This is a genomic window from Klebsiella sp. HMSC16C06 (genome assembly GCF_001808325.1).
Classification (GTDB): domain Bacteria; phylum Pseudomonadota; class Gammaproteobacteria; order Enterobacterales; family Enterobacteriaceae; genus Klebsiella; species Klebsiella variicola.
This window is the reverse complement of record NZ_KV792996.1, coordinates 24,080-42,815: the sequence shown is the minus strand read 5'-3', so window position 1 is coordinate 42,815 and position 18,736 is coordinate 24,080. Positions and strand designations below refer to the sequence as shown.

19 protein-coding genes and 1 tRNA gene are annotated in these 18,736 nt (G+C 60.2%); 8 read left to right on the top strand and 12 right to left on the bottom strand.

The genetic code is table 11. The features are described 5' to 3' along the window. Positions 1–58 precede the first annotated feature (58 nt). From HMPREF3142_RS10060 to HMPREF3142_RS10050, 3 genes are all read right to left on the bottom strand, one after another. The gene (locus HMPREF3142_RS10060) at positions 59–781 is read right to left on the bottom strand and encodes a MurR/RpiR family transcriptional regulator (RefSeq protein ID WP_012967042.1); all 723 of its coding nucleotides are present in this window, start codon (positions 779–781) and stop codon (positions 59–61) included. A 158-nt stretch (positions 782–939) separates the two neighbouring features. Next, positions 940–3,258 (bottom strand): alpha-xylosidase, encoded by a 2,319-nt coding sequence (yicI, locus tag HMPREF3142_RS10055; RefSeq protein WP_070612048.1) that lies wholly within the window; start codon positions 3,256–3,258, stop codon positions 940–942. Between the two features lie 12 nt (positions 3,259–3,270). Continuing rightward, a complete protein-coding gene (locus HMPREF3142_RS10050; RefSeq protein WP_070612047.1) occupies positions 3,271–4,665 on the bottom strand; it encodes a glycoside-pentoside-hexuronide family transporter in 1,395 nt (464 codons plus the stop codon). Positions 4,666–4,957: 292 nt separating this feature from the next. Between HMPREF3142_RS10050 and HMPREF3142_RS10045 the strand changes: the two genes are divergently transcribed. The 4 genes from HMPREF3142_RS10045 to HMPREF3142_RS10030 all read left to right on the top strand — a co-directional run bounded on the left by HMPREF3142_RS10045 (position 4,958) and on the right by HMPREF3142_RS10030 (position 7,099). Continuing rightward, positions 4,958–5,052 (top strand) — tRNA-Sec (locus tag HMPREF3142_RS10045). Positions 5,053–5,219: 167 nt separating this feature from the next. Continuing rightward, positions 5,220–5,687 carry a DUF3237 domain-containing protein gene (locus HMPREF3142_RS10040; protein ID WP_070612046.1) on the top strand — a complete coding sequence of 156 codons (468 nt, stop codon included), beginning with the start codon at positions 5,220–5,222 and terminating at the stop codon, positions 5,685–5,687. 112 nt (positions 5,688–5,799) lie between these two features. Beyond that, positions 5,800–6,807 (top strand): zinc-binding alcohol dehydrogenase family protein, encoded by a 1,008-nt coding sequence (locus HMPREF3142_RS10035; protein WP_070612044.1) that lies wholly within the window; start codon positions 5,800–5,802, stop codon positions 6,805–6,807. A gap of 1 nt (position 6,808) precedes the next feature. Continuing rightward, positions 6,809–7,099, top strand: coding sequence for a putative quinol monooxygenase (locus HMPREF3142_RS10030; RefSeq protein WP_070612042.1), 291 nt, complete (start codon positions 6,809–6,811; stop codon positions 7,097–7,099). A gap of 51 nt (positions 7,100–7,150) precedes the next feature. Here the strand turns inward: HMPREF3142_RS10030 and HMPREF3142_RS10025 are convergent, their stop codons facing one another. Then, a complete protein-coding gene (locus tag HMPREF3142_RS10025) occupies positions 7,151–7,849 on the bottom strand; it encodes a winged helix-turn-helix transcriptional regulator (protein ID WP_070612040.1) in 699 nt (232 codons plus the stop codon). Positions 7,850–8,219: 370 nt separating this feature from the next. Between HMPREF3142_RS10025 and HMPREF3142_RS10020 the strand changes: the two genes are divergently transcribed. Further along, complete coding sequence (locus tag HMPREF3142_RS10020; RefSeq protein ID WP_022065263.1) at positions 8,220–9,269, top strand: NAD(P)-dependent alcohol dehydrogenase; 1,050 nt, start codon at positions 8,220–8,222, stop codon at positions 9,267–9,269. Here HMPREF3142_RS10020 and HMPREF3142_RS10015 read toward each other — a convergent pair. Further along, entirely contained in the window at positions 9,266–10,219 is a 954-nt protein-coding gene (locus tag HMPREF3142_RS10015) for a GlxA family transcriptional regulator (RefSeq protein ID WP_070612038.1), read from the bottom strand. The two genes, HMPREF3142_RS10020 and HMPREF3142_RS10015, sit on opposite strands and share 4 nt — an antisense overlap. 21 nt (positions 10,220–10,240) lie before the next feature. Then, positions 10,241–11,020 (bottom strand): MBL fold metallo-hydrolase, encoded by a 780-nt coding sequence (locus HMPREF3142_RS10010; RefSeq protein WP_032731505.1) that lies wholly within the window; start codon positions 11,018–11,020, stop codon positions 10,241–10,243. A gap of 167 nt (positions 11,021–11,187) precedes the next feature. Between HMPREF3142_RS10010 and HMPREF3142_RS10005 the strand changes: the two genes are divergently transcribed. Then, the gene (locus HMPREF3142_RS10005) at positions 11,188–11,748 is read left to right on the top strand and encodes an NUDIX domain-containing protein (protein ID WP_049139996.1); all 561 of its coding nucleotides are present in this window, start codon (positions 11,188–11,190) and stop codon (positions 11,746–11,748) included. Here HMPREF3142_RS10005 and HMPREF3142_RS10000 read toward each other — a convergent pair. The 3 genes from HMPREF3142_RS10000 to HMPREF3142_RS09990 form a co-directional block, all read right to left on the bottom strand. Beyond that, positions 11,738–12,592, bottom strand: coding sequence for a DMT family transporter (locus HMPREF3142_RS10000; RefSeq protein WP_002922972.1), 855 nt, complete (start codon positions 12,590–12,592; stop codon positions 11,738–11,740). The two genes, HMPREF3142_RS10005 and HMPREF3142_RS10000, sit on opposite strands and share 11 nt — an antisense overlap. A gap of 24 nt (positions 12,593–12,616) precedes the next feature. Beyond that, entirely contained in the window at positions 12,617–13,426 is an 810-nt protein-coding gene (nlpA, locus tag HMPREF3142_RS09995) for a lipoprotein NlpA (RefSeq protein ID WP_016161991.1), read from the bottom strand. Positions 13,427–13,553: 127 nt separating this feature from the next. Next, the gene (locus tag HMPREF3142_RS09990; RefSeq protein WP_008806791.1) at positions 13,554–14,459 is read right to left on the bottom strand and encodes an AraC family transcriptional regulator; all 906 of its coding nucleotides are present in this window, start codon (positions 14,457–14,459) and stop codon (positions 13,554–13,556) included. Positions 14,460–14,575: 116 nt separating this feature from the next. On the opposite strand from HMPREF3142_RS09990, the gene HMPREF3142_RS09985 reads away from it, so the two are divergent. After that, on the top strand, positions 14,576–15,112 hold the full coding sequence (locus HMPREF3142_RS09985; RefSeq protein ID WP_008806790.1) for a carboxymuconolactone decarboxylase family protein: 537 nt from the start codon (positions 14,576–14,578) through the stop codon (positions 15,110–15,112). Positions 15,113–15,131: 19 nt separating this feature from the next. Here HMPREF3142_RS09985 and HMPREF3142_RS09980 read toward each other — a convergent pair whose 3' ends face one another. Both HMPREF3142_RS09980 and HMPREF3142_RS09975 read right to left on the bottom strand, forming a co-directional pair. Then, positions 15,132–15,602, bottom strand: coding sequence for a nuclear transport factor 2 family protein (locus HMPREF3142_RS09980; RefSeq protein ID WP_022065267.1), 471 nt, complete (start codon positions 15,600–15,602; stop codon positions 15,132–15,134). Beyond that, the gene (locus HMPREF3142_RS09975) at positions 15,602–16,231 is read right to left on the bottom strand and encodes a pyridoxamine 5'-phosphate oxidase family protein (protein ID WP_012540285.1); all 630 of its coding nucleotides are present in this window, start codon (positions 16,229–16,231) and stop codon (positions 15,602–15,604) included. Before HMPREF3142_RS09975 ends, HMPREF3142_RS09980 begins: the two co-directional genes overlap by 1 nt. Before the next feature lie 38 nt (positions 16,232–16,269). Between HMPREF3142_RS09975 and HMPREF3142_RS09970 the strand changes: the two genes are divergently transcribed. Then, a complete protein-coding gene (locus HMPREF3142_RS09970; RefSeq protein ID WP_168225651.1) occupies positions 16,270–17,241 on the top strand; it encodes a LysR family transcriptional regulator in 972 nt (323 codons plus the stop codon). On the opposite strand, the gene HMPREF3142_RS09965 is transcribed toward HMPREF3142_RS09970, so the two are convergent. Further along, on the bottom strand, positions 17,238–18,731 hold the full coding sequence (locus HMPREF3142_RS09965; protein WP_070612036.1) for an MDR family MFS transporter: 1,494 nt from the start codon (positions 18,729–18,731) through the stop codon (positions 17,238–17,240). The two genes, HMPREF3142_RS09970 and HMPREF3142_RS09965, sit on opposite strands and share 4 nt — an antisense overlap. Between the last annotated feature and the right edge of the window lie 5 nt (positions 18,732–18,736).

The following is an 18,736-nucleotide window of genomic DNA, read 5'->3' as shown; positions in this document are numbered from 1 at the left end:
GATAAGGCGCCAGCCGCCATCCGGGAACTCCCCCCGCTCGCGTCGCGCTTAGCGGGGGCTAACTATTACTACGTAGGCTGGTAAACCACATCTTCAACAGTCGCTCAAAGCCTAAGATGCAGTAGCCGAAAAACGGGTTGCTCCAGTAAATATCATCGTCGAACTTCTGCGGGTCGTGAATAATAAACGCCGTATCCGCAGCCTGCGCCAGCGGGCTTTGATAGTCGCCGGTAAAGCAGACCAGATTAATCTCCTTCCCCTCCAGGGCCTTCACCCAGTTAAGCGCCGAGCTGCTGCGCCCGGATTTAGAAACGATCCAGATGGAGTCGAAGCGGGCGGCGTTTTTCTGTTCGAGGATTTCATAATCGGGCCACAGCGCCAGGCTGGCATTCACGCCGGTGACGAGGAACTTGTTGTAAATATACTGGGCGATTAGCTGCGAAAAGCCGCTGCCGTGGATCAGGATGCGCTGCTGTTTAAGGCTTGCCAGCAGCGGCGTCAGCGCTTCTTCCGGCTGAACGCTCATGTAGTCGATATCGTTGGTGACATCGAGCTTCGGCATGGTGATATTGAACTTGATGAAATAGACCAGCTCCAGCCAGCCGCTGAACTTCAGTTTCTTCGCCAGCCGGACCAGCGAAGAGGGGTTGCTGTAGCACTGTTCGGCCACAGCGCGGACTCCCTGGCGGATACACTGCTCCGGGTCGTTCTGAATAAAGCGCAGCACGGTCATTTCCGTTTTGCTTAGCTTCACGTCACGAAAGATATTTTCTAAGTCCATGGCGGGCTCCTCTCAACGGCAGAATACGCTAACACCGTTCGGCGACAGCGTCTGCGGCCTGAGTCACCACTATGAAATGAACGTTACTTTTTGTACAAAAATGAAATAAAAAAACCCTCGCCGCTGGCGGAGAGGGTTGCAGCCGTTAAGATGGTGTTTTACAGGGTAATCGTCAGCGTATTGCCCTCGGCGCTCACTACCATACCCCATTCGCTGCCGGCCTGAGTCCCGCCCTGCACGCCCGCGACCTGCGGGATATTGCGCAGGCACAACGTCCAGCCGCGGGCCTCGCCTTCGCCGCTCACGGCGATGGTGTTGCCCTGGCGCCTGGCCTTCAGGGTGAAAATCGTCGAGCCGTCTGCCGCCGGAACGTCACAACGTGCCTCGCGTCCATCCTCGAGGTGGAACAGCTGGAAGGCGGTGCCCTCATGCCAGGCATAATCGGGTTTCTGGTCATTGTTGCCCAGCGCCAGCAGGGTGTTGTCGCGAACGTAGACCGGCAGGCTCAGCGCATCGTGATGCTGCTTATGCCAGCGGCTACCCGGTAATTCATCGTTATGCCACAGGTGCGTCCAGCGCCCATCCGGCAGATAAAATTGCACCTCGCCCGCTTCGGAGAACACCGGCGCCACCAGGACCGAATCACCGAGCATATACTGGCGGTCAAGATAGTCGCAGGCCGGATCGTCCTGAAACTCGAGCATCATCGCACGCAACATCGGCGTGCCGAACTCGTTGGCCAGCGCCGCCTGGCGATAGAGATACGGCATCATGCGGCATTTCAGCTGCGTGAAGTGGCGCACCACGTCGCAGGACTCTTCGTCGTAAGCCCATGGCACCCGATAGGATTTGCTGCCGTGCAGCCGGCTATGGCTGGAGAGCAGGCCGAAGGCGCACCAGCGCTTGTAGACGTGGGCCGGCGCGGTGTTTTCGAAACCGCCGATATCGTGACTCCAGAAACCGAAGCCGGACATGCCGATCGACAGCCCGCCGCGCAGGCTTTCCGCCATCGATTCGTAGTTGGCGTAGCAGTCGCCGCCCCAGTGCACCGGGAACTGCTGCGCGCCCACCGAGGCGGAGCGGGCGAACAGCACCGCCTCCTGCTCGCCGACGGTCTCTTTCAGCACTTTCCACACCAGTTCGTTATAGATGAAGGCGTAGTGGTTGTGCATTTTCTGCGGGTCGGAACCGTCAAACCACTGGACGTCGGTCGGGATACGCTCGCCGAAGTCGGTCTTGAAGCAATCGACCCCCATCGCCACCAGGCCTTTTAGTTTGTCAGCGTACCACTGGCAGGCTTCCGGGTTGGTAAAGTCATAAATCGCCAGCCCCGGCTGCCACTTATCCCACTGCCACAGCGAACCGTCCGGGCGCTTCAGCAGGTAGCCCTTCTCTTTCAGCTCCTTGAACACCGGCGAGCGCTGGCCGATGTACGGGTTGATCCACACGCAGACCTTCAGCCCTTTCGCCTTCAGGCGTTTGATCATCCCTTCCGGGTCCGGGAAAGTAAGCGGATCCCATTCAAAATCGCACCACTGGAAGGCCTTCATCCAGAAGCAGTCGAAGTGGAAGACGTGCAGCGGCAGATGGCGCTCAGCCATGCCGTCGATAAAACTATTCACCGTCGCTTCGTCATAGTTGGTGGTGAACGAGGTCGTCAGCCACAGACCGAACGACCATGCCGGCGGCAGCGCAGGGCGGCCGGTGAACTGCGTATAGCGGTTAAGCACCGCTTTCGGCGTCGGGCCGTCGATGACTAAGTACTCAAGGTATTCGCCTTCAACGCTGAACTGGACTTTAGAGACTTTCTCCGAGCCCACCTCGAAGGAGACGCGCTGAGGATGATTGACCAGCACGCCGTAGCCGCGGTTGGTCAGATAGAAGGGGATATTTTTGTAGGATTGCTCGGTGCTGGTGCCGCCGTCTTCGTTCCAGGTTTCTACCGTCTGGCCGTTGCGCACCAGCGCGGTAAAGCGCTCGCCGAGGCCGTAGACGGTTTCGCCGACGCCGAGGTCGAGGCGCTCAAACATGTAGTTGCGCTGGGTCTTACTATCCTGCACGTAGCCGTTGTTTTTCAGCTGGCTACCGGTGATGCGCACGCCGTCGCGCAGAAAATCCAGCGCCCAGAATTCACCTTTAGTGACGCGCACGCTGAGGTTGCCGCTTTTCAGCTCGGCGAACCCGGCCGTATTTTCTATTTCGACATGGACGTCTTTCTGCACGTTCAGCGGATAGTGCGGGCCGTTATCCAGCGCGCCCTGGAAGTGCGCCATGCGCACGCCGATTATCCCTTCCTGAGGCGAGAAAAAGCGCAGGGTGAACAATGGCGTATCCAGCTGCCAGGCGCGTTCGCGGACATCGCGCGGCGCGGCATAGACCACCATTTCATTCCCCTGCCGCTCCACCTCGTAAACCTGTACGGGTTGGATCAGGCTGAGCCCTGGTTGAATGAGCCAGTTTCCATCACTGATTTTCATTAAAACGTCCTCTTAGTTTTGCCATTCTTTATCGATCGGGGCTGCGGTGAAATCTTGTTCGTTGCGACGCGCGCCCTCGGCCAGCTCGGCCATCATTTTTTTCAGGAACGGCGTTTTCAGCGTGTAGTAGCGTTTGGCGATCACCGCGCTCAGCAGGTAGCACACCGCCGGAACGAGGGTGAACAAGGCGATAATGATGGTGAGGGTGGCGCTGTTCTGGGTTTTAGCGGCGGCGTCATAGCCGCCGCCGGCCAGCATCCAGCCGATCAGCGCGCCGCCCAGCGCCAGCCCTAACTTGAGCACAAACAGGGTGCCGGCGAAGCTGATGCCGGTCAGGCGTTTGCCGTTACACCATTCGCCGTAGTCGACGGTGTCGGACATCATCACCCACTGGATTGGCGTCACCAGCTGGTGCAGTACGCCAATGATGAAGATAAAGACGAACATGGTGATTTCGGCGTCCATCGGTACGAAGAACATCGCCACGCTGAGCACCGCCAGGAGGGCGTTGGTCCACCAGAAGACGCTGACTTTGCATTTCCAGTCGGTCAGCGGTTTCGCCAGCGCCGAGCCAATCAGGTTGCCGACGCAGTAGGTGGTGAGGAAGACGGTGAACAGCGCCGCCGAGCCCATGATCCAGGTGGTGTAGTACATCATCGCGCCGCCGCGAACGCAGACCGCGAGGATATTGAGGATGGTGAGTACGCCAACGATGCGCCACTGGTCGTTGCGCCAGATATCGCGCAGGTCTTCACGCATCGAGGTGCTGCTCGGCGGCGCTTCGACACGCTCTTTGGTGGTGAAAAAACAGAAGGCCAGCATCAGGAAGGCGACCACCGACAGCACCGCGATGCCGCCCTGGAAGCCGAGCGCTTTATCTTCGCCGCCGATAAAGTTGACCAGCGGCATCATCAGCACGGTGGAGAGCATGCCCCCCGCCGTCGCCAGCACGAAGCGCCAGGACTGCAGCGAGATGCGCTGCGTCGGGTTGTCGGTGATCACGCCGCCCAGCGCGCAGTAGGGGATATTCACCACGGTGTAGAGCAGGGTCAGCAGCGTGTAGGTCACGGCGGCGTAGATCAGCTTGCCGTTGTGGCTTAAATCCGGCGAGCTGTAGGCCAGCACGCAGACGAGGCCGAACGGGATGGCGCCGAAGAGGATCCATGGGCGGAACTTACCCCAGCGGCTGCGGGTACGGTCGGCAAGCAGGCCCATGCACGGGTCAGAAATCGCGTCCAGCGCGCGCGCCAGCAGGAACATGGTGCCGACAAAGCCGGCGGGGATACCAAAAATATCGGTGTAGAAAAACATCATGTATAACATGACGTTATCAAAAATGATGTGGCTGGCGGCGTCACCCATGCCGTAGCCAATTTTCTCTTTGACGGACAAAATATGATCTTTCATATGCGCACTATTCCCTTAGCGGCACCGCGGATTGGTACCGGTTACGATTTTTGTAAACCTTTGCCGCAGTAAGATGAATTGCGATATCTCGTTATCAGATTACGTTTCTTGTTTTCTGTGATCGTGGTAGGGAATCAGGGAGTGAAAAAGTGTAACTCACGGATTTTGTGAGGATTTGTCCAGGACTGTTCTGTAAAGTCCAGTTTTAACAGTAAAAAAGTGCGTTTAGGTATGTGGTAAACGGCTGAAAGTAGCTATAATGCGCCCCGCCTCCATGTAGCAATCGAGGCGCGGAAGATCGTCATCTCCGGTGAGGTGGCTGGACTTCAAATCCAGTTGGGGCCGCCAGCGGTCCCGGGCAGGTTCAACTCCTGTGATCTTCCGCCAGTTTGCCTCTGCTCCCCCAAAGCCACGCCATACCAACCTGAGCACCCCCAAACTCATCATCCCAGCCAATCATTTTCATCCAAACCCTGCGTTATTTTGTCTCTCGCGAACCCGTTACACTGGCGCGGTGGCCGCGTGCCGTTACCAACCGAAACAGGAGAGCCATAATGACCCCCGAACTCAGACACTGTTTTTCCATTACCATCCAGGTTGATAAACCGATAATTGTCTCCCGCAGCCCGCAGACCGGTAAGCGTCAGTTGATCCCGATTATCGGCGGCAGCGTCTCGGGTCAACTTCGCGGCCACGTATTACCCGGCGGCGTCGACAGCCAGATAATCGAACCCGACGGCACCTGCAGGCTGTCCGCTCGCTATGCCCTGCAGGTGGCGGAAGGGACAGTCTATGTGGAAAACAACGGCATCCGCCGGGTGCCGGCCCAGTATCATGCCCAGCTGTTCGCCGACGATATGCGCTTTTTTAGCGATATTCCGCCAGAAGCCATCTATTTTCGCACCGTTCCCTCCTTCGAGGTGGATACCCCCGCGCTCAGCTGGCTAACCACCTCGCTGTTTATCTGCGCCGGTGGCCGGACCCAGGATGGGGTAATGCTCGATTTCTATCAGGTGGGCTGATTTTCACTTTCTGCATATAACTGTTATTGCCGTTAGCCCATTTTTCCCCTCCCGGCAGCGGTCTACTATCGCGTCATCTTTTCATTCACCCGAATCACAGACCGGAGCAGTTATGAAAGCTATCGCCATTACTCAAGCCGCCGCTGACGGCAACAACATCCCTTCTTTAACTGAGATCGACCTGCCGGTCCCCACCGCCCACGGGCGTGACCTGCTGGTCGCCGTGAAAGCCATCTCGGTCAACCCGGTAGACACCAAAGTACGCGCCGGCTTCCAGGGCGACACACCGCGGGTGCTGGGTTGGGACGCCGTTGGCGTGGTGCAGTCCGTCGGTGCGGAGGTGACGTTGTTCGCCCCGGGTGATGAGGTCTGGTACGCCGGCGCGCTGGGCCGGGCCGGCAGCAACAGTGAATATCAGCTGGTGGACGAGCGCCTGGTGGCGCACAAACCGCGCACCCTCGATAACGCCGCTGCCGCTGCGCTGCCGTTGACGGCGATCACCGCCTGGGAGCTGCTGTTTCACCGTCTCGGCGTTAAGGAAGGCGGCAATGCGGGCGACACGCTGCTGATCGTCGGCGCGGCGGGCGGCGTGGGGTCAATCCTGACCCAGCTGGCCAGCAAACTGACCGCCATGACGGTGATCGGCACCGCCTCGCGTCCGGAGAGCCAGCAGTGGGTCCGCGAGGCGGGCGCGCACCATGTGATCGATCACAGCAAGCCGCTCGCCAACGAGCTGGCGCGCATTGGCATCAGCGCGGTGACCCATGTCGCCAGCCTGACCAACACCGAGCAGCACTTCAACGCGCTGATCGACGCCCTCGCCCCGCAGGGCAAGCTGGCGCTGATTGATGACCCGGAGACCCTGGACGTGGTGCCGCTGAAAGCGAAAAGCCTGTCCCTGCACTGGGAATTTATGTTCACCCGTTCAATGTTTGAGACGGATGATATGATCGCCCAGCATCAGTTGCTCACCCGCGTGGCGGCGCTGATCGACAGCCACACGATCAAAACCACCCTCGGCGAACACTACGGCGCCATCACCGCCGCCAATCTGCAGAAAGCGCATCGCCAGCTGGAAACCGGGCGTGCCGTCGGCAAGATTGTGCTCGAGGGGTTTTAAGATGATATCGCTTATCGCCGTGCTCAAGGCGAAACCGGGCCAGACGGACGCCCTGCACCAGGCCCTGCAGGCGCTGCTCCTGCCGACAAGACAGGAGCCGGGCAACCTCGACTACGCCCTGTTTCAGCTGCGCGACGCGCCGGACACCTTCTATATGCGCGAGGCGTGGCAGGGACAGGACGCCCTCGATGCGCATGTCGCGATGCCCTATTTTCAGGCGTTTATGACGCAGATGGAGTCCCTGCTGGCTGAGCCGCTGCGGCTGGACTACCTGACGGCGATTGAGCCTTAGCAGGTTCGATTCACGAGGGGTGGGAAAATCACGCCCCTCCGCCGCACGGGCTTAAAATTGGGCGGGAAGCGGGTGAGCGATGGTCCTCAGCACACCGCGATGGATCGTAATATAGTCACCTTTACGCAGCTCCGACAGAATCGACATAATGCGGCTACGCGACAAGTTGGTACGGCGCTGAATAAAACTCAGGACGTTGATTTGGCGACGATATGCCTCCGGATAGTCCGCCAGCTCTGTTAGCAGGGTTCGCACCATCAGATAAGAATCCACCCCCATCAGCTCTTGCTCACGTATGCTCAACACCATCAACCGCTGCGCCAGGATATGCGTGACATGGCGCCACAGGTTTTGCTCATTCAGGATATCAACAGCAGCCTGGTGTGATATCCAGCGCCCACGCAAATCCGTCTCGGCAAACAGCACGTAGTGCCGTTTTTGTGGGATATCATCAAATAGCCCATAACCATCCATAAATCCTAATATCGACGGAGAAAAAAGCGGGGTTACCACCATCTGTTTTTCCCCATGACAAATTGAAGCAATCCCCTCTTCAAGCATAATGACCCCAGGCTCGGCCTGATCTGGACGAAAATCATAATTGCTCTCTCGCGCCAGTTCAAAGGGCGCACTGGCGGGACGAAATGCCGTGAATAAGGACTCCAACGCCAATAATGGTTTTGTCCGGCTTCCGTAATAAAAAGACGGTAACGCCTGGTCGGTAGAGAGGCTGGCTGCAGGTATCGACATGGTTTTATGCCATCGGTCAGGTTGAAAAAGTGATTCGTTGAGAATCATAGTATCAACAGGTGAAATAACGAATAAAAGACAAGACGTTACGGGGATAAAAAGAGTGTAAGCATCATTATCTGCAATAACTATTTATCTCTATTCTACAGGAATAAATAATACTATTTGCCGTAAATACCTATAAGGCTTAGCGGCTATAAAGATAAGGCCACCTTATTATTTACTGCGCTGGCTAACGCCGCGCCTGAGGGTTTCTCAACCGCTTTCCCCCTCGCATCTCGACCAGTCCAGGCTACGCTTATCGATGCCACTGACCACCCGCTTTCCCCTCCCGTTCTATTGAGTCCATTCATCAAGAAGAGGTTTCGCTATGCTGATCAACGCTATTGGTACCTACTCCGCCAGCCAGCCGCTGGAATCAATGGCCATCACCCGCCGCGAGCCGGGGCCACAGGATGTACAGATCGCCATCGCTTACTGCGGCGTCTGCCACTCCGATCTCCACCAGGCGCGTTCGGAATGGGCGGGAACGCTCTATCCCTGCGTGCCGGGGCATGAAATTGTGGGTCGGGTGACCGCGGTCGGCAACGCCGTCTCGCGCTACGCCGTCGGCGATCTGGTGGGCGTCGGCTGCATGGTCGATAGCTGCCAACAGTGCGAAGAGTGCGCTGAGGGGCTGGAAAACTACTGCGACCACATGGTGCTGACCTATAACGGCCCGACCCAGGACGCGCCGGGCCACACTCTGGGCGGCTATTCCCAGCAGATCGTGGTCAAAGAACACTACGTGCTGCGGATAACCCATCCCGAAGCGCAGCTGGCCGCCGTCGCGCCACTGCTGTGCGCCGGGATCACGACATACTCGCCGCTGCGCCACTGGCACGTCGGGCCGGGTAAAAAAGTCGGCGTGGTCGGCATCGGCGGCCTTGGGCATATGGGGATCAAGTTGGCCCACGCCATGGGGGCCCACGTGGTGGCCTTTACCACCTCCGAATCCAAGCGTAATGCAGCCAGAGCGCTGGGCGCCGATGACGTAGTGGTGTCGCGCAACGACGACGAAATGGCGGCCCACGTCAAAAGCTTCGACTTCATCCTTAATACCGTGGCGGCGCCGCATAATCTCGATGCCTTCACCACGCTGCTGAAACGCGATGGCACCATGACCCTCGTAGGCGCTCCGGCCACGCCGCATCCGTCGCCGGAAGTGTTCAATCTGATCTTCCGCCGCCGGTCGATTGCCGGCTCGATGATCGGCGGTATTCCGGAAACTCAGGAGATGCTCGACTTCTGCGCCGAACACGGCATCGTCGCCGATATCGAGCTGATCCGCGGCGATGAGATCAACGAAGCCTGGGAAAGAATGGTCAAGGGTGACGTGAAATACCGCTTCGTGATCGACAGTGCGACCCTCGCCGGCTAAGCGCCGCGACGAAAGGTGCGCCGCCACTCCGTCGGGCTGACGCCAAAGCGCGCCTTAAACTGCTGGCGCCAGGTGACCGCTGAAAGATAGCCCACCGCCTCCGCCACCTGTTCGACCGGCAGATCGCCCGCCTCAAGCAGAGTCTGGCTGCGGCGCAGACGTTCGGCGGTCAGCCAGTCGGTAATGCTCATCCCGGTCGCCCTGGCGAAGTGGCGGGTCAGGGTACGGCGGCTCATCGCCACCACCCGGGCCAGCGAATCGAGACTGTGCGGCTCGGCAATATGCTGCTGCAGATAATCCAGCAGGCAGTTGATTCGCGCATCGCGGGTGTTTTTCGGCACCGGCTGGGCGATAAACTGCGCCTGGCCGCCTTCGCGGTGCGGCGAAACAATCATCCGCCGGGCGATCTGGTTGGCCGCGAGGCTGCCGAAACGCTGGCGGATGAGGTACAGGCAACAGTCCAGCGCCGCCGCGGTGCCCGCCGAGGTGATCACCCGTTGGTCATCGACATACAGGGCATTGATATCCAGCTGCACCTGCGGAAACAGGCGCTGGAAATCCTGCTCGAACTCCCAGTGGGTCGCCGCTCGCCTGCCGTCCAGCAGCCCGGCGTAGCCGAGGACAAACGCGCCGAGACACAGGCCGACAATCTCCGCGCCGTTATCCCGCGCCCGCACCAGGCTATCAAGCAGCGCCTGCGGCGGACGCCGATCGACCTCGCCCCAGTAAGGCACCACCACGATATCCGCCTGTTCCAGCGCGGCGAAATCGCCGGTGGCGTACAGCGCAAAACCATCGCGGGCGCGCAGCAGCCCCGGCCGCTCGGCGCAAATGTGCAGGTTAAAGCGTTTGATTTCCGAAACCGAATCGCCAAACAGCATGCAGGGGACGGCGTAGTGAAACGGGCTAAAGCCCTCTACAGCGACAATCGCCACGTCGGTGAGTTTCATCGTCCTTTCCCCTTTCGCATGTTAATAAACCACGGTTTCCCCATCCTGCGGGATACTCACCACATCGGCAATCTGATTATCCAGCGCATACTGGCGCATCTCTTCCCGGCTCACCAGACAGTGGTTGACCGCCTCGAGGTGGATAGCCATGATTTTCGCTTCCGGCAGGGCGAAGTGCACGTTAAGAAGATCTTCCTTGCCCATGATTATCGGGCCAAAGCCGATGACGTGGGCGTAGCCGGCGTTGAGGACCACCACGTCCGGGCGCAGCTTCAGCAGATCAGCTTCAATTTCATCACGCCAGATGGTATCCCCCATCAGCCACAGCGTCTTCTCCTGCGGATGGCGAAACACCACGCCGCAGGCTTCTCCCAGGCGCTCAGCCATCGCCGGCACCGCGTAGGTCCGGTCGCTGCCGTGTTGGCCGGAGGTGGTTTTCTGCAGGCGCACGCCGGCAAATTCGCTGTCTGCCGACAGCAGGCGCAGATCCTGAAATCCCTGGCTGCGCAGCAGCGCGGCGTCGGCCTCATGCTGGACGAACACCGGCAGGGTTTTCGGGATCGCGGCGATCGCCGCCGCGTCCCAGTGATCGTCATGGGTATGGGTGACGATCACCGCATCAACGTCGATAATTTTATCGCGGGAAAACGGCAGCTCAACCAGCGGATTGCGCAGCTCGCTGCGCGCAGTGCCAGGAAAACCTGGCCAGGCGCCCTTGTCAGCCAGCATCGGGTCGATGAGAAATCTTTTCCCGGCGTAGTCAATCCTCTGGGTCGCATTACGGATGTGGGTGATGTTCATGTTGGTGTTCCTCAGTGGGGTCATCTGACGAACATCGTACTGAGTCCGCACCTGGCTCAACAGGGGCATTTGGGCAATGATCGATGGAATCGGGCCAACCTGCGGCGGTTGCCATCCGCCTCCGGCTATGTTGTTCTTAAGGCTCAATTTTTGACAGGAGTGGCAGGATGAAAAAGAAACTGACCGCCGCCGATATGCACGACCCGCAGGTCATCGCCGAGACGCAATGGTTCAGCATGCGTAAGGTGGGGATTGATGTCGCCCCCGGCGAGCGCCGCGACTTTTATTCCATTCATTACCCGCGCCCGGCGGTGGGGATTGTGGCTATCCAGGATGAGAAAGTACTGCTGATTCGCCACTACCGCTATCTGATCGATCAGGTGGTGTGGGCCATTCCCTCTGGCGGCGTCGATGAAGGGGAAGATCCGGCGGTCGCCGCGCTGCGCGAGCTGCGGGAAGAGACCGGCTGGCAGGCGCAACGCGTCGAGGAGATCATTCGCTTCAACCCCTCCTACGGCAGCAGCGATCAGCTGTTTATCACCTGGCTGGCTACCGACTTACGCTGGGTGGGCATGGATGCAGATCAGGATGAGGTGATGGAGACCGGCTGGTTTACCTTCGACGAGATAAACCAGCTGATCGCCTGCGGCGAGATGCCGGACGGGCTGTCGCTGGTGCCGCTGCTGCAGCTGATGGCGCAGCGGCGAAGCGGCCCGCTTACGGCTTAAGCATCCGCCAGCGGAACCACAGCTGGGCCACCAGGATCAGCACGCCGCCGATAATCTTCTGTAGCGGCAGCTGTTCGCCGTACCACAGCGCGGCGGCAATGACCGTCAGCAGCGGTTCGAGCACCATGATGATCGCGGCGCTGGCCACCGCCGCGTACTTTTGCCCCTTCATCTGCAGACCGAAGCGCAGGCTGGTGGCGATGACAATGCTGGCCACCAGCCAGCCGAGAGTCGGCAGGGTCATCGGCTGGTCCCAGCGTTCAACGGCAGCGGAGATGGTCAACCCGACGATACCGGTGATCGCCAGCTGCACGGTGGTCAGGGGGATCAGCGGTACTTCACGCGCGCAGCGGCTGGTGTAACAGAACCAGATCGACTGCACCAGCGCCGTCAGCAAAAACCAGCCCTGGCTGGGGTGGAAGGCTATCGGCATATGCAGACTGAGCAGCCCCAGGCCTACCACCGCGATCGGCAGGCACTCCCACCAGGCGCGAGGCGGGCGCACCTTCATCATCACCCACGCGGTTAGCGGGACGAACATCATCGACAGGCTCATGATAAACGCCCCTTCGCCGAGCGACGCCGTCGTGGAGACCGAATAGATCCACAGGCAGAGGTTGAGCGCAAACCAGAGTCCGCTGATGATGAGTTTTGGCCAGTGCTGCTTTTGCGGGCGAAAACCGCGGCAGAACGGCAGCAGAAGCAGCGCGGCGAAGAAAAAGCGCAGCCCAAGGAACGCGAATACCGGCATGCCGGCGATCGCCTCGCGGGAAAAAATCCAGCCGCAGGCGGCAATCACCGTCGCGGCAATCAGCAGCAGGTCAGCCTGCCGTTGGCGTACCATACGCGCCTCTCCCTGTGTGTAGGCCTACCAGCCCGGCACCGCGCCGCCGTTGAAGATAGTCTCTGCCGCCTTCGCCACCTCCGGCGACTGGTACGACTGCATAAACTCCTTCACGTTTTCCGCGTCTTTATTGTCTTCCCGGGTCACGATGATGTTCACGTAGGGCGAGTTTTTATCTTCGATAAAGATGCCGTCACGAACCGGCGACAGCCCGGTTTGCTGCAGGTAGGTGGTGCTGATGATAGCCACATCGACTTTGGGATCGTCGAGTACGCGCGGCAGTTGCGCCCCTTCCAGCTCCATGATCTTCAGGTTATGCGGGTTGTCGGTGATATCCACCGCCGTCGGCAGCAGGCCGGTCCCGGCTTTGAGGGTAATCAGCTTCTCTTTTTGCAGCAGCAGTAGCGCCCGCCCGAGATTGGTCGGATCGTTGGGAATGGCGATCGTCGCGTCGTCTTTCAGTTCGGCGACTGACTTGATCTTGCGCGAATAGCCGGCCATCGGGAAGACGAAGGTATTGCCGACCGCCACCAGATGATAGTTATGCGCTTTGTTGTCCTGCTCAAGGAAAGGCCGATGCTGGAAGACGTTGGCGTCCAGATCGCCGGCATTGGTCGATTCGTTAGGCAGCAGCGAGCCGCTGAATCCCACCAGTTCGACGTCCAGACCGTACTTCTCTTTGGCCACCTTCTTCGCCACTTCCGCCACATCCTGCTCGGCGCCGTTAATCACGCCGACCTTAATGTGCTTCGCTTCATTACCCTTTTGGTCGCAGCCGACCAGCGCCAGACCCGCCAGCATCACTGCGGCGGCGGCCCGTAAACGTAATCTCATCCTCTTCACCCTGTCTGTCCTGACTGTCATTGTTTTTTTCGTGCAAAACTATAGCGACTTTCGGGTCGGGTAATAAACAGCAAACCACGCAACTGGAAATAAAATCATCTTCGCGAAACGCGAGGCGCTAGCCCCGTCGCCACTCGCCCGGCGTCACGCCATAGCGCATTTTGAAGCGCTTCGAGAAGGACGCCAGCGACTGAAAGCCGCAGCGTTCGGCAATGACCTCGAGGTTGGTCTGACGCTCCAGGCGCAGCAGCCGGGCGGCCAGCGCCATTCGCAGCTGCGACAGCCACGCCTGCGGCGTCAGGTGATAAACGCGGGCAAAATGACGGGCAAAGGTGGCCCGCGAAAGAAAGGCACGGGCGGCCATGGTTTCCAGCGTCCACGGCTGCTCCGGGGTCGCCATCACCGCCAGCACCGCCGGCATCAGGCGTTCATCGCTCATCAGACGCAGCAGTCCGCCGGGCGGCTGTTGCTCGCCAAGCAGCATGCGCAGCAGGAGCACCAGCAGCGTATCGCCGAGGCTGCGCACGATAGCGCTGCCGCCGGGACGCTGCGCCAGGCTCTCGCGCACCAGTATATTAAGCAGCGCGTCCAGCTCCGGGCAGTCTTCACGCGCATCGGTATGGAGATGGATCAGCGTCGATGCTTCACTGAACAGCCAGCTGACGTGCGGACCAAAATAGAATTCGCCGCACAGCATCTCCAGCGCCCCCTCCGCCGGGCCGGCGCGCATTTCCGTCACCGTGCCGTTAAACCGGTGCGCTACCGGCAGCACCTGGCCCCACTCCACCAGGCTCTCCATCAGATGCGGCGAACCGTGCGGCAGGAGGACCACATCTCCCGCGCGCAGGTGATGAGTCTGGCCGCCGACGTTGAGCCGCCCCTCGCCGCGCAGCACCACGTGCCAGGGCACCACGCCGCTGCGCATTTGCTGGTGCCCGGCCTGCCAGCGACCGCCGAAGCGACAGTGCAGGTTCACTTCGCAGCGCGGCGCCAGCAGCGCCAGCAGATGACTGAGACTGTCCATGCTTCTCCTGAGACGATAAGACAAAAAGGTGAGACGAAGACCGCCAGTCTAGCATGCGGCAAGCGCCTAAGATGACCCCATTGCCAACACACCCTCGATAACAACAGGAGTTAACCATGAGCCGTTTAGCAGATATCCGTGAACAAGACGCCACCGGCAAAGCCGCCGATATTTTCGCCGGGATCAAAAAAGCGATGGGCAAAGTGCCGAACGCCTATCTCACCATCGGCGGCCACTCGCCGGCAGCACTGCAGCAGGCGCTGGCGCACAATGCGATGCTCCATAAAGGCAGCCTCAGCGCCCAACAGCTGGAAGCGATTAACCTGTCGGTCAGCGAAGCCACCGGCTGTGACTACTGTCTGGCCGCGCATACCCTGATGGCGAAAAAAGCCGGCTTCAGCAGCGAACAAATCCACGCCCTGCGCCGCGGGGAGTATGCGGAAGAGGCGCAGCTTGATGCGCTGGTGAAATTCGCGCAGACCCTGGTGACCACCACCGGTACGCTGCCGGAAGCCGACGTCGCCGCGCTGCGCAACGCCGGTTTTAGCGACCAGCAGGTGATTGAGATCATCAGCGCCGTCAGCGCCATCCTGTTCACCAACATGGTGAACCGGGTTAACGACACGGTGGTCGACTTCCCGAAAGCCGATTAACCCGTCGTCGCGCGCCTGTTTACAGTCCCAATTCGCTTAGCCCCGGATGATCGTCCGGGCGGCGCCCCTGGGGCCAGTGGAACAGGCGCTCGCTTTCGGCGATCGGCAGGTCGTTGATGCAGGCGTAGCGCGTCTGCATCAGCCCGTGCTTATCAAACTCCCAGTTCTCATTGCCATACGAGCGAAACCAGTTGCCGCTGTCGTCGCACCACTCATAGGCGAAGCGCACGGCAATGCGATTCTCCTGCCATGCCCACAGCTCCTTAATCAGCCGGTATTGCTGCTCCTTGCGCCATTTTCGCTGCAGGAACTCAACAATTTGCCCCCTGCCGTGGACAAATTCGCTGCGGTTGCGCCATTCGCTATCCACGGTGTAGGCCAGAGCGACTTTTTCGGCATCGCGACTGTTCCAGCCATCTTCCGCGGCGCGGACCTTCTGGATAGCGCTGTCGCGGGTAAACGGCGGGAATGGGGGACGTTGCTCATTCATCAGGAGTCTCCTTTTGAGGCTAATTGCTGCTGCAGGCGCTGATTCTCCTGCTCCAGGTCATGAATACGTTGCTGCAGGTTCTGGCTGTACTCCGCCACCTGCTGCGCGCTGTAGCGCGGCGTAATGTGCTGCGGGCAGTTCCAGTCAAACGCCTGCAAATGAAAAAGAAACAGACGTTCAATGCGGGCGCGATAGTTGGCCGGCGCCACCTGCGCCAGCAGCTGCGGATGGTCCTCTGCCGCCAGGACCTCGACGGTGGCGTAGATTTTCAGCCTGGCACGGCGCGGATAATCCATCAAAAACAGGCAGGCCCGGTCGCTGCCGCGCAGATTGCCGGTAGTGATGTACTGGCGGTTACCGCCGAAATCGGCCATCGCCAGGGTAGTGTCATCCAGCAGATGCAGAAACCCCGGCGGGCCGCCGCGATGCTGAATGTAGGGCCAGCCGCTCTGCGACACCGTCGCCAGATAAAAGCTGTCGCGGGTGGCGATCATCCCCGCTTCGCTGTCGCCGAAGCGGTCGGCCTGGCGGCGACTGTGCGGCGTTTGCCACAGCGAGTCGCTGCCCATTTCATGCTGCACATCCATCACGTCCGGGGTGATGGCGATATCGAGAAAGGTTGCTGCCATAGCGCCTCCTGTTGTCTGGCGCCATCATGGACTGTACTGTGAAGAATGATAATACGGGTAAAGTGGCAATCATCTTTCCGAAAAACGGGAGAATAATGGATCGATTAAGCGCGATGGCGCTGCTGGTGAAAGTGACCGAGCTGGGGAGCATGTCGGCGGCGGCGCGGGCGCTGAATATGCCGTTGACCACCGTCAGCCGCCATATTGGTGAACTGGAGAGCGCGCTGGGCGTGCGCCTGCTGGCGCGAACCACCCGCAAACTGACGCTCACCGACGCCGGGGTCGATTATGTTGCCGCCGCGCAGCGGATCCTTGAGGATGTGGAAAACGCCGAACGCCAGGCGACGGGCGAATATCAGGAGCCAAAGGGTGAGCTGGTGATCTCCGCGCCGACGATGTTTGGACGCCAGCACGTTCTTCCGGTAATCAGTGAATTTATCGCCCGCTACCCGCTAATTCGCGTCCGTTTGCTGCTCAGCGATCGCAATGCCGACCTGGTGAGCGACCATGTCGATCTGGCGGTGCGGATTGGCGACCTGGCGGACAGCAGCATGGTGGCCACCCGCCTTGGCACCATGCGGATTGTGGCCTGCGCCCATCCGGCGCTGCTGGCGAAATACGGCGAGCCGCAGCGGCCACGCGATCTGGCGGCGCTGCCGATCATCCGCATTGAATCGCCGATGCCCTATCGCGGCTGGCGCTTTCGCGCCGCTGAGCGCGAGGACCAGCTGATTAACCTGCCGCCGGTGCTATCCGTCACCACGCCAGAGAGCGCCGCCGATGCCGCGCGGCTGGGGGTGGGGGTGGCCCGCTTACTGCATTATCAGGCGCTGGATGGCCTGCGCCACGGGGAGCTCCGTCTGCTGCTGGAAAACGTCGAGCCGGATCCGGCGCCGGTCCATTTGCTGTATACCGCGCGGGATCTGGCGCCGCTTAAGCTGCGGAAATTTATCGATTTTGCCGCGCCGGCGCTGCGTCAGGCACTGCTGCGCATCGCCGGGGCCGCTTAATGCGTCGCGGTCTTCAGCGGTGCCTCCTTTAACAGCCAGGAGAGGACAAACGCCACCGCCATAATGCCGGCCGCCATCAGGAACGCCGCGTGGATCGCCGCGCCGAAGGCGTCGAGGTAGTCGAGGCGGATATCCGCGGGCAGGTGCTGAACCGCCACTGGATTCATTCCCGGCGGCAGCACCGCGCCTTCCGGCAACAGCTTTTGCAGGTTGCTCTGCAGCACGTGCGTGAACACCGCGCCAAACAGCGCCACGCCGATCGAGCCACCAATCGAGCGGAACAGGGTCACGCCGGAGGTGGCGACGCCGTACATCTGCGCCGGCATCGCATTCTGCACCGCCAGGACCAGCACCTGCATTACCAGCCCCAGACCCGCCCCCAGCACGCCGGTAAACAGGTACAGCTGCCACAGCGGCGAGTGAATGGTGATGCGGGTCAGCAGTACCATGCCGGTCACGCCGAGCAGGGTGCCGAGGATCGGAAACAGGCGATATTTACCGGTACGGCTGATAATCCGCCCGCTGATAATCGAGGTCAGCAGCAGGCCGCCCATCAGAGGGAGCAGCTGCAGCCCGGCCTCGGTGGGCGTCGCCTCCTTCACCACCTGCAGATAGAGCGGCAGGAAGGTGACTGACCCGAACAGCGACATGCCGATGACGAAGCCGATCAGGCTGCACAGCAGGAAGCTGCGGTTGCGGAACAGCGCCAGCGGAATAATCGGCTCGGCGGCCATCCGTTCTTCGTAAATAAAGCCGATGATCCCCACGATGCCGAAGGCCAGAATGCACCACAGCTGCGGGTCATTCCACGCGTGGACGCTGCCCCCTTCCGAGGTAAACAGAATGATGCACAACAGCGCCATGCTGAGGTAAATCGCCCCCAGCCAGTCAATCTGATGCTGGCTGCGTTTATTGCTGCTGTGGAATACCGCGCCGATCACCAGCAGCGCGAACAGGCCGAGCGGTAGGTTGATATAGAAGATCCAGCGCCAGGAGGCGTGCTGCACCAGAAAACCGCCGATCAGCGGGCCGATCACCGTCGCGAGGCCAAAAACGCCGCCGAACAGCCCCTGATAGCGGCCACGATTGGCGGGTGGGATGACGTCGGCGACCGCCGCCATGCTGATCACCATCAGGCCGCCGCCGCCGAGCCCCTGCAGGCCGCGCATCAGCACCAGCTGGGTCATGTTCTGCGCCAGCCCGCAGAGCGCAGAGCCGACGAGAAACAGCCCAATCGCCACCTGCAGCACGATTTTGCGACCGAACAGATCGCCGAATTTCCCGTACAGCGGCACCGCGATGGTGGAGCTGAGAATATAGGCCGTGACCACCCATGAAAGCTTGTCCAGCCCGCCCAGTTCGCCGACAATCGTCGGCAGCGCGGTGGAGACAATGGTCTGATCCAACGCCGAGAGCAACATCACCAACAGCAATGCGCTGAACAGCAGGCGTATCGACTGCACCGGTGGGTTAGCGACTTCAGAAGTCATTACAA